Raw genomic sequence first — 15,376 nt, 5'->3', positions numbered from 1 at the left:
TTAGAACTTGTATGTCACAGCAAAGTAATGAGATGCACCAGAAGATTTGAACCCTTCAGAGTCTTCGATACCGTAAACGTCTTGATATAGCTTTAAACCATAACCAACAGAGTATTGATCTGAATGCCAGTAAAGGCCTTGGAAAGTAGCACCACCAGAGGTTGCTGATACATACTCACTGTCCATACCGAATTGGTAATCAATGTAACCTTGGTAAGACAGGAATGAACCGTTTTCAAAGAATGTGAATGGTTTGAACCAGTTCATAGAGAATTGGTAGCCATTTAAGCCATCACGAGAACCAAAGCTTTGATCATGCAAAGCATAAAGGTTCATGCCTACTTTACCTAGCCAAGGCACGTTCACATCAGCACCTAAACCAACGAAAGTGTTATTTGTGCCATTTTGGCCGCCATCTAAGCTTAAGATAGTAGAGATGTAAAGCTCTTGAACCGCACCGAAAGACAAGTCACTACCAGTGATAGCGTCTAATGAGAAACGAGGAGCTAATTTAAGGAAGATTTTATCACTGTTCGCTTTGTCGCTGTCTTCACTTGAAGCAAGATTGAAAATATCAACATAGCCGTATAAGTCAACAATACCTGAGCGTCCACCAAATTCCATCTCTAAGTAATCGTGTGTTGATTCGCCAGGTAGCTCATCAACAGCGTACATCAAATTAAATTGACTCCATGAGTAATCGTTTTTGTGGATATCATCCGAATAATCCGCCGCTAATGCGCTGCCAGCTAGCAGCATGCTTGATAGACCTAAAATAGCCTTTTTCACTGGTATTTCCCCTTTGATATTTGTAATAAATTATGTATGACCGTTTGGTCAGCTTTTTGATATTACATGCTTTTTTTTTTGTAGCAATCGAAAATGTTAAATTCCTAAAATTAAATTTTAATGCACAAAAAATGGGTGTTTCGATGATTTTGTGCGTTTATTTGGCACTTTTAGAAAACTCTTTTAAAACATAACCTTTTGGTTAGAAATAAGTTTTCATATCAAAGTTTGATATTTTAGTGCTAGTTATTGGTGCACTTAAAAATGTGATTTTTGGTGGGTTGAATTTAAACCACAGCATTCCTAATGTGACCTTTTATTGGTGAATAGTGGTGATTATTTGCTAGATAATTTAGAGTGTGATGTCATGTTTTTAATAATTTTTATCTATTTTTAAGTTGACTTTGATAGATTAATATTATAGGGAAATACTAAGCTAAGAAGGGGAAAAGGAATGTATGTGAGATTGAAATCCTATCTAACACAGGATATTGGCAAAATGCTTGCTAAGCAGGAGCAAAATCTGAAGTGGTTCGCCTTGGTATTGGGAGTGATGAGTACGATTGCAACAGTGCAAGATTGGTATCCTTACACCATGTTTATCAGTTTGCCTTTTTGTTTGATCTGGGTTTATTGCGCTTGGCTACACACGGAGCGCCAGCTTAAGTACATCAATATTATTTTTTCTGTTTTATATATCTATGGAATCATCCGTTACTTTCTCATTGAGTAGACTCTGCTTCCTCAGGACGATTTTTATCATTTGGTTATTCCATATTTTCTCTAAATTTCCTTGGCATTTCTCATTTTTTGAAAGTGTCTATGTACTGCCGTGATGATTTTTCATTTATGATAGTCGCCATTAATATTTTGAATCGTGTTTGAACTTAAGTTGGAATTTTAAAATTATGAGCAGCTCTCCTACACATAAGCCACGTCCGATGGTGGATCTTATTGTCAGTGTTATTTTGCCATCCCTTATTTTGATGAAGTTGAGTGGCGAAGATTCGTTAGGCGTAAGTGGTGGTTTGATTGCCGCGTTGGCGTTTCCTCTTGGTTGGGGGATTTTCGAGTTAGTGAAGTATAAGAAATTTAACTTTATTGCTTTACTGGGTTTGGTGAGTGTTTTGATGACGGGCAGTATCGGTCTGTTTGAGTTAGATAATCAGTGGTTAGCGATAAAAGAAGCAGCGGTTCCAGCTATCATTGGTATTGCTGTATTGGTGTCTACTTTTACACCTTATCCTTTAATTCGTGCCTTGTTGTTTAATGCGTCTGTTATGGATACAGAAACTATCAAGCAAAAGCTAGAGGAACATGGCAGCACAAAAATGTTCGAGAAGAAATTGATGAATGCGACTTATTTTATCGCAGGCTCGTTTGCTTTCTCGGCGACTATGAATTACGTGTTGGCTAAGTGGATTGTAACCAGCCCAGCAGGAACAGAAGCTTTTAACGAAGAGTTAGGGCAAATGACGTTGTACAGTTATCCAATGATTGCCATTCCTTCCATGATCATGATGATGGCGATTTTTTATTACCTGTGGCGCAGCATTCATAAGGCAACAGGATTGAAATTAGAAGACTTGCTGGTTAAGAAATAATCGTCTTTGAAGCGAGAAAGTAAAATAAGAAAGCCAAATCTTAGGATTTGGCTTTCTTATTTTCAGAGCGAATAAAAAAAGACTACATGTTAAAAACGCCACCATTGATGTCCAGTGTGGCACCAGTGATAAAACCATCATATTCAGAAGCCAAGTACGCCACGGCTCTGGCAACATCCTCCGCGTTGCCTGCTCGTTGGATCGGAATACCTTTAATGGTTTCATCCGCAGATTCTTTAGTTGTATGCATATTGTGGAAAGACGTACCAAGAATTAATCCTGGAGCAACCGCGTTAACACGAGTGCCTTGAGGGCCTAATTCAGCAGAGAGTGCTCTGGTGAAGGTTAAAATAGCGCCTTTGCTTGTTGAGTAGGCGAGAGAGCCAGGATGGCCGCCTTTACGGCCAGCAAGTGATGCTAGATTCACTATGCTGCTGTTTTCTTGCTTAGCCAGATAAGGCGACGCAGCACGAGTTACAAACATCATGGATGTCATGTTGATGTCCATCACTTTATGCCAAAACTCGGCTTTCATATCATTAAGAGACTTTCTAGCTACTAAAGATCCAGCATTGTTGATCAGTATGTCTAGACTGCCAAGCGCTTCGACTGTTTTTTCGGCCAAGATATTAGCATCGGCTTCATTGGTTAAATCTCCACTGATCGCAATGGCTTTGTGCCCTTTGCTTTGTGCGTATGCGATTAACTGATTCGCTGTTTCAGCACTTGAAAAATAGTGAATAGCGACGTTTGAGCCACTATCGATAAAGTGTTTTGTGATGGCCTCGCCGATGCCTTGGGCACCTGCGGTGATGAGAACATTTTTTCCGGTTAATTTATTATTCATATTCTTCCAAACCAATAAAATGAGAACTCGATTAACAAAGTGTGATGTGAAAACAGAGTGAAAAACACTGTCTATGTTCATCTTGCATTAATACGACATAAGTTTTCAAGTCGAGTCGCTTTTGGTAATTGTCTCGTCGTTTACAGCCTGCTTCCTCCTTTCGTGAAAAATTACACTGGGTTCATCAATCGTTATTTACTTAAAGCACCGATTTATTTGGTAAGGAAGAGCAATGAACGCAGCAGATCTTCACGACAAATCCATTATTATTGACGGTTTAATTTGTGCCAAGTGGAATAGAGAATTATTTGAAGACATGGCGAAAGGCAAGTTAACCGCCGCGAATTGCACTGTATCATTTTGGGAAGACTTTAAAGGTACAGTGAAAAATGTCATTGAAATGAATCAGCTGATTGAAGCGAACAGTGATCTATTGTTAAAAGTCTACACAACAAAAGACATTCAGCGCGCCAAAGATGAAGGCAAAACGGGTGTCATGATGGGCTTTCAAAATGCCCATGCGTTTGAAGACCAAATTGGCCATGTACAAGTATTTAAAGACTTGGGCGTGGGCATAGTACAAATGTGCTACAACACGCAAAATCTTGTCGGCACTGGCTGTTATGAACGCGATGGCGGTTTGTCTGGGTTTGGTCATGAAATTGTCGCAGAAATGAACCGTGTTGGCATGTTGTGTGACTTATCTCACGTTGGCCCAAATACCGCAAAAGAAGTGATTCTAGCGTCTAAACAACCTGTTGCTTACTCTCACTGCTTACCAGCAGGCCTGAAAGAACATCCTAGAAACCGTACCGATGAAGAGCTTAAGTTTATTGCTGATAAAGGCGGTTTTGTTGGTGTGACCATGTTCGCACCTTTCCTAAAAGCTGGCATCAACGCTACGGTTGATGATTATGTAGAAGCCATTCAATACATTTACAACATTGTCGGTGAAGACGCGATTGGCATTGGCACAGACTTTACTCAAGGTCACGGTCAAGATTTCTTTGAATACCTAACTCACGACAAAGGTTACGCACGTCGTTTAACTCGTTTTGGCGAAATCATCAATCCTCTTGGTATGCGTACAGTAGGGGATTTCCCTAACTTGACGGAAGCCTTGTTGAAGCATGGTTTTAGTGAGCGTCAGGTGGAGAAAATTATGGGGAAAAACTGGGTCAATCTTTTAAAAGAAATTTGGGGTGCCTGAGACGATTGCGCTCGACTAACCGTTGTTAAAAGCAAACTCAAGATGCTCATTTATGATTTATAAACTCCGCTCTTTCGTTTGCTTTTGCCTCGGGAAGTCTTTGCTCATTGCGTCTCAGAATTGTATTTACTTTAAAAAAATTTGGAATTTAAGGAATGATTTATGGGTTTTCATGCGCCAGAAATGCCAATTCTAGTAGACGATGAAACCGGTGTTTGGAATACCGATGCGTTGCCAATGCTGTACGTGCCTCGTCATTTTTTTGTTAACAATCACATGGGGATTGAAGACGAGATTGGTGCAGAGCGTTATGCCGAAATTTTGTACAAAGCCGGTTATAAGTCAGCGTATTTCTGGTGTGAACAAGAGTCAGAATGCCATGGTATTTATGGCGAGGATATTTGGAACCACTATCTGAAACGTTTATCTCAGCGTGGTTGGGGATTTTTCATCACAGAAGAACTGGATGTAGAAAAAGGTACAGCCAAAGTTCGTTTAGAGAATTCCGCCTTTGTTTATCACTACGAAAAGGTCCACGGTAAAAAAGTAAACCGCAAAGTCGATTATATGTTCACTGGCTGGTTTGCTGGTGCGTTGGATCAGATCTTGGAAAGCCAAGGGTCGTCTTTAAGAACCAAAGCCATGCAAACACAAAGTGGTGCGGAAGAAGGGCATGATGTTGGTTATTTTGAGGTTCTTCCTCTTTAGTTTTTACTTTTTAGCTAGTTAATACACGCTGTGCGGGCAAGGCAGGGCGTTTTCTTCATTTTTACGTTTTCCAGTTAAGCGGGAGTTCTTTTTATGTCCCAATATGATGTTCTATTCGAGCCTCTTAAAATCAACAAACTTACCATCCGAAATCGAATAGTCAGTACGGCTCACGCTGAAGTGTATGCAACTGATGGTGGCATGACGACCGACCGTTACATTAAGTATTACGAAGAAAAGTCCAAAGGCGGCTGTGGTTTGTCTATTTGTGGTGGCTCCAGTGTGGTGTCTATCGACAGCCCGCAAAGTTGGTGGAGTTCGGTGAATTTATCCACGGATCGCATTATTCCTCATTTCCAAAATCTTGCTGACGCGGTACATAAACACGGCGGCAAGATCATGATTCAAATTACACACATGGGACGTCGTTCCCGTTGGGACGGTGAAAACTGGCCGAACTTAATGTCGCCTTCTGGTATTCGTGAACCTGTGCATCGCGCGACTTGTAAAGTGATCGAAGTAGAAGAAATTTGGCGCGTGATTGGTGATTTCGTGCAAGCGGCTCGTCGTGCTAAAGAAGGTGGTTTGGATGGTGTCGAATTGTCCGCTGTACACCAACACATGATTGATCAGTTTTGGTCGCCACGAGTGAACAAACGTACTGACGAATGGGGTGGAACCTTTGAAGGTCGTATGAAATTCGGCATGGAAGTGCTGAAAGCGGTGCGAGAAGAGGTCGGCCCTGATTTTGTTGTGGGAATGCGTATCACTGGAGATGAATTTCATCCAGATGGTTTGAACCATGATGACATGAAAAAAATTGCACAATATTACGATGCCACAGGCATGGTGGATTATTTTGGTGTGGTGGGTTCTGGTTGCGATACGCACAATACCTTGGCGAACGTGATTCCAAACATGAGTTACCCACCAGAGCCTTTCTTACATTTGGCGGCAGGCATTAAAGAAGTAGTGAATGTGCCTGTGATACACGCGCAAAACATTAAAGATCCAAATCAAGCGAAACGCATCATTGAAGCGGGTTATGTGGATTTTGTTGGTATGACCCGAGCGCATATTGCGGATCCGCACTTTATTGCCAAGATCAAAATGGATCAAGTGGATCAGATTCGCCAGTGTGTTGGCGCGAACTATTGTATTGATCGTCAGTATCAAGGTTTAGACGTGTTGTGTGTCCAAAATACAGCAACATCGCGTGAATACATGGGCTTGCCACATATCATTGAGAAAACGACTGGCGTGATTCGCAATGTGGTAGTTGTCGGCGGTGGGCCTGGTGGTCTGGAAGCGGCACGAGTGGCGGCGGAGCGCGGCCATAAAGTCACCCTTATTGAAAAAACGCCAGAGCTTGGTGGTCAAATTACCTTGGCAGCAAAAGCGCCACAACGAGATCAGATTGCAGGTATATCCCGTTGGTTGATCATGGAAGTAGAGCGTTTAGGTGTTGAGGTTCGTTTGAACACCGCAGCGGATGAAGATTTGGTAAAAGAACTGAATCCAGATGTATGTATTTTGACCACAGGCGGTCGTCCATTCTTAGATCAAAACCCAGAATGGGGTGCGGAAGAAGGTTTAGTGGTATCAACGTGGGATATTCTGAGTGACAAGGTGGAAGCGGGTAAAAACGTTTTAATCTACGACACTATCTGTGAATTTTCTGGTATGTCGGCAGCGGATTATTTGGCTTCTAAAGGCTCATTAGTGGAATTGGTGACAGACGACATTAAGCCGGGCGTTGGCATTGGCGGTACCACTTTCCCAACCTATTACCGTTCACTTTATGAAAAAGAAGTCATCATGACGTCGGATATGCTACTGGAAAAAGTCTATCGCGAAGGGGACAAGTTGGTCGCTGTGTTAGAAAACGAATACACAGCGCAACAAGAAGAACGTGTGGTGGATCAGATTGTTGTCGAGAATGGTACAAAAGCCAATGATGAGCTGTATTACGCACTGAAAGAAAGCTCAGTGAATAAAGGCCAAATTGATAACGAAGCGTTATTTGATATTAAGCCTCAACCCGTTTTGAGTGGTGACAGCAAAGGCATGATTTTGTGGCGCTTGGGAGATTGTGTTTCTCAGCGCAATATTCATGCGGCTATGTATGATGCTCTTCGCCTCTGTAAGGATCTATAGGAAACGATGGTTGAGCTCGTAAATACTGTGTTAAAAATGAACTCGAAATGCTCATTTATACTTATAAACTCTGCTTTCTCGTTCATTTTGCCTTGTCTTTAAATCGCTCATCTCATCGTTAATGATATTTTTTGTGCTAAATATGCCCAATGTTGAGGGTGAAAAATGATTCTTGATTGGTTACTTCCGACTCTTATTTTAACGCTTCTGGTGCTGGCGGGAATCGGTGCTGTACGTCGTATGAATATGTGGCGCGCGGGACAAGCTGAAAAAGTCGATATGATCGCAGGCTTGTTGGCGATGCCGAAGCGTTATCTGCACGATTTGCATCATGTGGTTGAACGTGACAAATACATGTCGCGTACTCACGTTGCCACAGGCGGCGGTTTTGTTTTGGCTATGGCATTGGTGATCTTAGTTCATTTAATTGGCGTTGAAAGCAAAGTGCTTTCTTGGATGCTGTTAGGGGCTTTGAGCATGATGTTTTGTGGTGCTTTGTTCGTCTTTAAGCGCCGACGAAATCCTCCTTCTCGTTTGTCAAAAGGCCCGTGGATGCGGTTGCCAAAAAATCTACTGATCTTCTCTGTTACCTTTTTTGTTTTAACCTTGCCTGCTGCTGGGGTTCTTCCTGTTATTGGAGAGCTGCCTGAGAGCTTTACATTAGGTGTTATGGGGCAATGGTTTTTGACGCTTATCTTGTCTGCCTTGGTGTTGATGAGCCTGAGTGAAATGCTGTTTGGCATGACATGGGGCGGGCCGATGAAGCACGCTTTTGCTGGTGCGTTGCATCTGGCTTTTCACCGCCGACCTGAACGTTTTGGCGGTGGTCGTTCTACTGGTTTAAAAGCGGCAAAGCTTGGTAAAGAGCTACAAGAAGGCGAAGTGCATGGCGTGGCGAAACCTTCTGATTTTAAATGGAACCAGTTATTGGGCTTTGATGCTTGTGTTCAGTGTGGTCGTTGTGAAGCCATGTGTCCGGCTTTTGCGGCAGGTCAACCATTAAACCCAAAGAAGCTGATTCAAGATATGGTGGTGGGTTTTGCGGGTGGAACGGATGCAAAGTACGCGGGTAGTCCATATCCGAATGTGGAAGTCGGTAATGCAAGTGGTGGCCCAGATCAGATTATTACCGAAGGGTTAATCGACCCAGAAACCTTGTGGTCTTGTACGACTTGTCGGGCTTGTGTGGAAGAATGCCCAATGATGATTGAGCATGTGGATGCCATCGTCGATATGCGTCGTTTTCTGACCTTAGAAAAAGGGAAAACACCCAATAAAGGCGCGGAAATACTCGACAATATTATTGCCACAGACAACCCAAATGGTTACTCGCCAGCTAGCCGAACGCACTGGGCAGCAGACCAAAATTTGAATCTGATGAAAGACGTGAAAAAGGCCGAGGTGCTTTTCTGGGTGTCTGATGGTGCCTTTGATATGCGCAGTCAGCGGATTTTACGTTCCTTCGTTACATTATTAAAAGCCGCTAATGTGGATGTGGCGATTCTTGGGGATGAAGAGCGTGACAGTGGTGACGTAGCGAGACGCCTTGGTGACGATGCCACTTTCCAAAGCTTAGCCAAACGTAACTTGGCCACTCTGGCGCAATACGAATTTACTACTATTGTGACAACCGACCCTCATGCATTCCATTGTTTGAAAAATGAATATGGGGATTTTGGCTCAGATGCGTTGGAAGGCGTTGAAGTACTTCATCACACAACGTTTTTGAATCAGTTAATTAAAGCGGGTCGCTTGAAAGTAGATGGTTTCAAAGGGGGGAAAGTGACGTATCACGACCCTTGTTACCTTGGTCGATACAACGGCGAATACGAAGCGCCACGGGAATTATTGGCGTCATTGGGCATTGAAATAGAAGAAATGGAGCGTTCGGGTTACCGCTCTCGTTGTTGCGGTGGAGGTGGCGGTGCACCTATTACCGATATTCCTGGCGAAAGACGTATTGCGGATATGCGCATGGAAGATGTGGTCAGCACAGGTGCAGAAATGGTTGCCGTTGGTTGTCAGCAATGTACAGCCATGCTGGAAGGTGTTGTAGAGCCTCGTCCAGTGGTGAAAGACATTGCCGAAATCTTAGTCGGCCAGTTGGTTGAGGAGGTGCATTAATGACGGATTCTTTTTCTCAGATTATGCGTCGTGACCCGAGAGCCGAATGGATTGCGCGTAATCGTTTACATCCTTTGCATGATTCTGTGGTATCGGCGAACAGTGGCGAAGTGCGTGGCCCGTCTGGATTGATTCGTAAGAATCCGCATGCCATTGGTTTTATTGGCCCGAATGGTATTAAGCGCATTGATCGTGCTGCTCGTAATGGTTCTATTAGTGGTGCTTTAAATAACCAAAAACGCTCATCCGGCGCGGCACAAGAAGTCGTGCTGCCTTTGCATCAAGTTATTGATCCATCCGCTTATATTGTTGTCGTGCCAGATATGACTGGTGGACGACTGACCGCTCATGATAAAGACATCATTGGTTTGGCCCATGAGCTTATTGCAGAGGAAGGTTCTCAAGCGTCTACAGCGGTTGTGGTTGTGTGTTTTGGAGAAAGCAAAGAAACACAATTTGATTTGGCAGGTGTGGATCGCTTGTTGCATTTATCTGATGTTGATTACGACGGTTTTGCGCCAGAAGAAAGGCTGTCTGCTTTATTAAAAGTGGAAGAAACTTATCAGCCGCGACATTGGTTGTTCCCTGATTCGATTGCTGGCGGAACCGACTTAGCGTCACGCTTGGCCGCACGTCTTGGTGAGCGCCCAGCGACTCAAGCATGGCAAGTATCGACAACACAAACCGTGTGCCGTGGTGCGTCATCCAGTACGGATATTACCCGAGAAACGCCGCGTATATTGATGGTGTTAGAGGAGTGTGGCAATGCTATAGACGAAACTCGCCATGAAGTGTTACCGCTTGATCTAGACATGACGAAAGACGCTCAAGGGCCGAGTTTATTGATTGACAATGGCTTGATGGCGGTTGACCCCAATGCGGTGCCTTTGGCAGAAGCCGAGTTCATTTTATCAGCGGGTAATGGTATCCATAATTGGGAGCAGTTTCACCAATGCGCAGCGGCGCTGGGTGCGACAGAAGGCGCTAGCCGTGTGGCAGTAGACGATGGCTTTATGCCTCGTGCCCGACAGGTGGGAGCTTCTGGTACTTGGGTTACAGCGCGTGTGTATTTGGCGGTGGGCATTTCGGGGGCGATTCAACACATGCAAGGCATCGGTCAATGCGACAAGATTGTTGCGATTAATACCGATGCGGGTTGTGACATGGTTAAAAGAGCCGATTTGGCCGTGATTGCAGACAGTGAAGAAGTGCTACAAGAATTAATAAAACTGACGAATGAGCGCAATGGCATTTCAGCCGATGACGTTTTGCAGAAGGAGGAGAATCATGTTGCCTGATATAAAAGTGTTTTCCCTTCTGTCTATTGGTCGTCATCCTCAATCGGGGCGTGCTCGTCGGGCAGAACAAGATGCTCGTGCGGTTGAATTAGGATTATCCTTAGTGGGGCGTGATTTACACCTTGTGCACGCTGGCAGTGCTCAGAATGATGATTCTGTATTACGCCAATACGCTGGAATGGGGCTGCCTTCCTTGACGGTTCTAGAGCAGCAAGAAAATGTAGATGCTTTGCCTAGTTTGGCTAATTTTTTGCACGAGCATGAAGCTGGTGTTGTGTTAACTGGTGTGCGTGCTGAGTCTGGTGAGTCATCGGGCATGCTGCCTTATTTGCTTGCGGAAAAATTAGGGTGGCCGATCGTTTCTCGTATTGCGGACATTGTTGATATTAAAGAAGGTGTCGCCGATGTATTATTGGCTTTGCCTCGTGGTCAACGTCGTGCTGTACAGGTTGCTTTGCCTTTTATTGCCACGGTTGATAATGCGGCGTCTGCGCCTCGTCAAACGGCTTATGGGCCTGGGTTGCGTGCAAAAATTGAAGTGATTTCAAATGAATCAACTGTCGATGATTCAGTACTGAATTGGCAAGTCACGCCTGCGAAACCTCGTCCTAAGCGAATGAAGGTTGTAAAAGCGAAAACCGCGGCAGACCGTTTTAAAGCGGCCACAGCAAAGCCAGCAGGTGGCGGTGGTAAAGTCTTAAAAGAAGGAACGCCAGCCGAAAAAGCTCAGGCGATTTTTGATCTTTTATTAGAAGAAAAAGTCATTCGATAAAGGCGCTTATATTAAGACAAGAGAGCATTATTTATGATGATTGTAGATTTAATCGATGAAGTGGATTTCATTGAGAAGTTAAGAAATGTTAATGTGCCAGTCACAGAGAAAATGCCTATATCCGAAGTTCAGCTTGTATTACAGAATTGGTTACAAGATTTTCCCGAGCAGCATTCTTTTGTTATTGAACTATTTAAAGAAATAACCCGTACAGGAGTACCTATTCTGCCAGAAGTTCGTTCAGTTATAGATGCTATAACTGTATAGATTTATATAGAGGTTTTATTATTTTAAATTATCGTTATACCTAATTTTAGGTTCAAAGTAAGATAGTAATTTCGCTACAAGAAATTAAATATGATGTAATTGATATAATGGATGTATTTTAATGAAAATTAAAACAAAATTGCTGATTGGATTCTCTATTGCAATAGTATTACCTGTGTTAACGGTTAGTTCTATAACCGCTTTTCTTTCTTCAAAAAGTGCATTAAAAGATTTTTCCCAAAATAGTAGCCAGACTTTGAGTGCTGTTGAAAGTACTTATGATCAGTTTATTTCAGATATAAAAAATGTGGTTGGTTACATATCCAAAAGCGATGCGATTACTGCTATAGATGCACGCCCTCTGACAACTTATACAAGTAAAGAAGGTAAGGCACCAAGTGTTGTTGCAAAACAAAACGGCGGCCGTGAAGAAGAAATTTTTAAGATGTTCGAAGGGCTTGGAAAGAATCATTCCCATTATGTCTATGTTTATATGGGAGATCTTGATGGTGGCTATTTAGAATGGCCAGGAACATACGAGTACGCAGAGTTTTATACAAATACACAAAGTTGGTACATGAACTCTTTGAAAAAGCCTGGCGAAATTATCGTCAATGATGCCTATTATTGGGAACCTGATGATGCGGCTTATTTGTCTGTTATAAGTACCTATCAAAAGGGTAATGAAATTGGCGGTATGGTGTCGATAGATGTGTCTATTAAAACGTTAACCGAGATGGCGAGAAATACCAAACTTGGTAATACTGGCAGCGTCATGGTGATTGAAAACACCGGTACTATTCTGGCTGATCCATTACATGAAGATAATAACTTTAAGAAGATTAATGAGGTCGAAGGCGAAGCTTACCAAGTAATAGCGAATACATCGGATGGTATGGCCCATTTTCATCTTGATGGTATAGATTATTACGCAAATGTTTATACCTCTCCTAATTTACAATGGAAGTTTGTGGGCTTAATGCCAGCAGAGGAAATTTATGCCAGCACAAATGAATTGATTAAAACGACAATCATTGTTTGTGTGTTACTGCTTATTGCTTTTTCTATTATTGTGTATTTCATGGCGAAAGCATTAATTACCCCTATTGAAAATGTCTCTTCTCATTTACAGGTTTTGGCTGAAGGTGAAGGGGATTTAACGTCAAAAATCGAAATTAATACTAATGATGAAACTGGGACACTTGCAAATTGGTTTAATCAATTTGTCGAATCTACATGCAAGTTAATATTAGGTATTAAAAATTCGAGTGTAGAGATTGATCATATTGCAGCAGAAACAGCTGCAAAGGCTAATGAAGTGGCTGAGTCCACAGTAGAGCAATTGAAATCACTGGAACTTATTTCGGAAGCCGGTCGACAAATGGTGCTTGCCGCAAGCGAAGGTGCTGAAAGTTGTGCGCAGTCTGCAGAGTTTTCTGAGAAAGGGTTAGAGACAACCATTGCTGGTAAAAAGCTTATTCAGAATAGTTCAGAAGGTGTTAATAGTCTCGGCGAGCGTTTAGCTGAATCCAATGGAATGATTAAAGAGCTAGAAAAAGAAACAGACAACATTAATCAGATTCTTTCAACGATCCAAGGCATTGCTGAACAGACCAATCTTCTTGCATTAAACGCGGCCATTGAAGCGGCGAGGGCGGGGGAACAAGGTCGAGGCTTTGCCGTCGTAGCTGACGAAGTACGAACATTAGCTGGTCGTACTCAGGAGTCGACAGAACAAATTACGAGTATCCTAGGACTGTTGTCTAATAAAACAAAAGAAGCATCGGACTCTATGATGGCGAGTTTGTCTGAATCTGAGAATGCGATTAGTTTGTCGAACCAAGCGTTAGAGTCTTTTGTACAGATCGAAGATGTTGTAAAACAAATGCGAGATATGACGATGCAAACAGCCGCATCGGCGGAAGAGCAGCGAGCTGTTACTGAAGACATTAATAGTAATATTATTAATATTAGTGAGTCAGCTCACAATGTATCTTCTATTTCTGGTGACGTTGCCAGTCTTTGTGAGAAACAAGATCACCTTAGTAAAGAACTGCATTCTATGGTGGTGCGTTTTCGTACCGAGTAATCTGATCGGATAATGGATTTAAACGTACTCTAAAAAAGGCCCTAATGATAATTATTAGGGCCTTTTTCATGTTATTGGTTTATTAGAAAAATGGACTTCCCAGACTTTACTAGACACCTATTAAGCTGTTTCTCTTGACTGTTTCATACTGAAGTAAACGGCAAGCATAGCGATGAAAATCGCCGGTAGCATTAATAGATTCAGTGTTTCCCACCCAAATAAACTCTGCCAATAACCTGCAAGAATACTGGCTACGGCTGAAGAGCCAAAGACCAAAAAGTCGTTTAAACCTTGTGTTTTTGCTTTATCAGCTGGTTGATAGGTTTGCGTGAGTAGGTTAGTTGCGCCAATAAAAGTAAAGTTCCAGCCTATTCCTAAGAAGACTAATGCGGTCCAAAAATACCAATAAGAAGTGCCAAACTGGTTTAATAAAATACAAGCAATCAGTAACAGGCAACCTGTCTGGATAATATGGCTAGTACCGAACTTTTTAATCAAATGACCAGTGAAAAATGATGGTGCGAACATACCCAGCACATGCCATTGAATGACGCTTGCTGTGTGTCCAAAATGAAACCCATGTCCATGCATCGCTAGTGGTGTCGCCGTCATGATCAACACCATCACAGCATAGCCAATAGCACCGGATGTAATAGAAGCAATAAGTAAAGGTTGGTTTAGTAACTCTCGGTAAGAGCGTGGTGTTCCAGTTTGTTCTTCAAGGCTTGCTGGTTTTAATGGCAATGCGACAATCAAAATAGTTGTTATCACATAAAGCATAAATAAAGCGGCAAAAGCGCCAATGTATTGAGTCCCTGACACTATGTGTTCAGACCAAACGGCAAGATTAGGGCCGAGTACAGCGGCTAAAACGCCACCTCCCATGATTAAACTGATGGCTTGTGGACCCTTGCCTTCAGGGCTATTTTCAACCGCAGCGAAGCGATATTGCTGGCCAATGCCTATGGCGACACCAAGTAAGAATGTAGAAAAGCAGAACAACCAAAAGTCGCTGTTATCTAAGGCGTGATAGGCTAGGGCTGCGCCACATAAACCAATAACATTGCCAATTAGAAAGACTTTTTTACGGCCTAATAATCGAACTAACAAAGCCGCAGGTAAGGTGGCTCCCATTAAACCGATAAATTGCAGAGCGACTGGAACGGTTGCGAAGTCTGGCGATGGACTGATTTTGTTGCCGATTAATGCTGTCACAGAAACCAGTAAAATGTTGCCTGTCACTAATAGCGCTTGTCCTAAAGATAATCCCCAAACAGTGAAACTTAACATCGGTTGATCCTTTGATTTCTGAGATAAAAAAGCGCCACCGTTTTCATATCCGTGGCGCTTTTTATTACTTTAGAGCGTCTTAATTAAGAGATGTTTATTTGTCTAACATGAACTTACAATTTAAACACATCTACCGATTTGTCTAGTGTTAGTGCTAAGTCGGTCAGGTTAGATGCCATGTTCTTGTTGCTGTTGGAGCTCCCATAAGTTGTTTTAGCAAG

General features: G+C 42.7%; 13 protein-coding genes. 10 read left to right on the top strand and 3 right to left on the bottom strand.

The genetic code is table 11. The annotated features are described in order from the left end of the window. Entirely contained in the window at window positions 1-789 is a 789-nt protein-coding gene (locus tag ABFY09_RS00065; protein ID WP_347982252.1) for an outer membrane protein OmpK, read from the bottom strand. A 460-nt stretch (window positions 790-1,249) separates the two neighbouring features. Here ABFY09_RS00065 and ABFY09_RS00060 point away from each other — a divergent pair, with 460 nt between their 5' ends. Then, window positions 1,250-1,522 (top strand): hypothetical protein, encoded by a 273-nt coding sequence (locus ABFY09_RS00060; RefSeq protein ID WP_347982251.1) that lies wholly within the window; start codon window positions 1,250-1,252, stop codon window positions 1,520-1,522. 175 nt (window positions 1,523-1,697) lie between these two features. Further along, complete coding sequence (locus ABFY09_RS00055; protein WP_347982250.1) at window positions 1,698-2,393, top strand: VC0807 family protein; 696 nt, start codon at window positions 1,698-1,700, stop codon at window positions 2,391-2,393. A gap of 82 nt (window positions 2,394-2,475) precedes the next feature. Here the strand turns inward: ABFY09_RS00055 and fabG are convergent, their stop codons facing one another. Beyond that, window positions 2,476-3,240, bottom strand: coding sequence for a 3-oxoacyl-ACP reductase FabG (gene fabG, locus ABFY09_RS00050; protein WP_347982249.1), 765 nt, complete (start codon window positions 3,238-3,240; stop codon window positions 2,476-2,478). Between the two features lie 232 nt (window positions 3,241-3,472). On the opposite strand from fabG, the gene ABFY09_RS00045 reads away from it, so the two are divergent. The 8 genes from ABFY09_RS00045 to ABFY09_RS00010 all read left to right on the top strand — a co-directional run bounded on the left by ABFY09_RS00045 (window position 3,473) and on the right by ABFY09_RS00010 (window position 13,865). Continuing rightward, window positions 3,473-4,450: a dipeptidase gene (locus ABFY09_RS00045; RefSeq protein ID WP_347982248.1), complete on the top strand. Its 978-nt coding sequence runs from the start codon at window positions 3,473-3,475 to the stop codon at window positions 4,448-4,450. Window positions 4,451-4,612: 162 nt separating this feature from the next. Further along, window positions 4,613-5,158, top strand: a complete 546-nt coding sequence (locus ABFY09_RS00040; protein WP_347982247.1) for a DUF5943 domain-containing protein — start codon at window positions 4,613-4,615, stop codon at window positions 5,156-5,158. Window positions 5,159-5,251: 93 nt separating this feature from the next. Further along, complete coding sequence (locus tag ABFY09_RS00035; protein ID WP_347982246.1) at window positions 5,252-7,315, top strand: NADH:flavin oxidoreductase; 2,064 nt, start codon at window positions 5,252-5,254, stop codon at window positions 7,313-7,315. A gap of 165 nt (window positions 7,316-7,480) precedes the next feature. Beyond that, window positions 7,481-9,439, top strand: coding sequence for a (Fe-S)-binding protein (locus ABFY09_RS00030; protein WP_347982245.1), 1,959 nt, complete (start codon window positions 7,481-7,483; stop codon window positions 9,437-9,439). Next, window positions 9,439-10,737: an electron transfer flavoprotein subunit alpha/FixB family protein gene (locus ABFY09_RS00025; protein WP_347982244.1), complete on the top strand. Its 1,299-nt coding sequence runs from the start codon at window positions 9,439-9,441 to the stop codon at window positions 10,735-10,737. Before ABFY09_RS00030 ends, ABFY09_RS00025 begins: the two co-directional genes overlap by 1 nt. Continuing rightward, on the top strand, window positions 10,727-11,509 hold the full coding sequence (locus ABFY09_RS00020; RefSeq protein ID WP_347982243.1) for an electron transfer flavoprotein subunit beta: 783 nt from the start codon (window positions 10,727-10,729) through the stop codon (window positions 11,507-11,509). Before ABFY09_RS00025 ends, ABFY09_RS00020 begins: the two co-directional genes overlap by 11 nt. A 33-nt stretch (window positions 11,510-11,542) precedes the next feature. Continuing rightward, entirely contained in the window at window positions 11,543-11,776 is a 234-nt protein-coding gene (locus ABFY09_RS00015; protein ID WP_347982242.1) for a hypothetical protein, read from the top strand. Between the two features lie 121 nt (window positions 11,777-11,897). Then, window positions 11,898-13,865, top strand: coding sequence for a methyl-accepting chemotaxis protein (locus ABFY09_RS00010; RefSeq protein ID WP_347982241.1), 1,968 nt, complete (start codon window positions 11,898-11,900; stop codon window positions 13,863-13,865). 120 nt (window positions 13,866-13,985) lie between these two features. Here the strand turns inward: ABFY09_RS00010 and ABFY09_RS00005 are convergent, their stop codons facing one another. Continuing rightward, window positions 13,986-15,155, bottom strand: coding sequence for an MFS transporter (locus ABFY09_RS00005; protein ID WP_347982240.1), 1,170 nt, complete (start codon window positions 15,153-15,155; stop codon window positions 13,986-13,988). Between the last annotated feature and the right edge of the window lie 221 nt (window positions 15,156-15,376).

Source organism: Marinomonas sp. 5E14-1, from assembly GCF_039939215.1.
Taxonomy (GTDB): domain Bacteria; phylum Pseudomonadota; class Gammaproteobacteria; order Pseudomonadales; family Marinomonadaceae; genus Marinomonas.
The sequence above is the reverse complement of the archived record's forward strand: the minus strand, read 5'-3'. Positions and strand labels throughout refer to the sequence as shown.

Coding starts and splice junctions, on each gene's coding strand:
- ABFY09_RS00055 (WP_347982250.1), top strand. CDS start 1,698: ATGAGCAGCTCTCCTACACATAAGCCACGTCCGATGGTGGATCTTATT.
- fabG (WP_347982249.1), bottom strand. CDS start 3,240: ATGAATAATAAATTAACCGGAAAAAATGTTCTCATCACCGCAGGTGCC.
- ABFY09_RS00045 (WP_347982248.1), top strand. CDS start 3,473: ATGAACGCAGCAGATCTTCACGACAAATCCATTATTATTGACGGTTTA.
- ABFY09_RS00040 (WP_347982247.1), top strand. CDS start 4,613: ATGGGTTTTCATGCGCCAGAAATGCCAATTCTAGTAGACGATGAAACC.
- ABFY09_RS00035 (WP_347982246.1), top strand. CDS start 5,252: ATGTCCCAATATGATGTTCTATTCGAGCCTCTTAAAATCAACAAACTT.
- ABFY09_RS00030 (WP_347982245.1), top strand. CDS start 7,481: ATGATTCTTGATTGGTTACTTCCGACTCTTATTTTAACGCTTCTGGTG.
- ABFY09_RS00025 (WP_347982244.1), top strand. CDS start 9,439: ATGACGGATTCTTTTTCTCAGATTATGCGTCGTGACCCGAGAGCCGAA.
- ABFY09_RS00020 (WP_347982243.1), top strand. CDS start 10,727: ATGTTGCCTGATATAAAAGTGTTTTCCCTTCTGTCTATTGGTCGTCAT.
- ABFY09_RS00015 (WP_347982242.1), top strand. CDS start 11,543: ATGATGATTGTAGATTTAATCGATGAAGTGGATTTCATTGAGAAGTTA.
- ABFY09_RS00010 (WP_347982241.1), top strand. CDS start 11,898: ATGAAAATTAAAACAAAATTGCTGATTGGATTCTCTATTGCAATAGTA.
- ABFY09_RS00005 (WP_347982240.1), bottom strand. CDS start 15,155: ATGTTAAGTTTCACTGTTTGGGGATTATCTTTAGGACAAGCGCTATTA.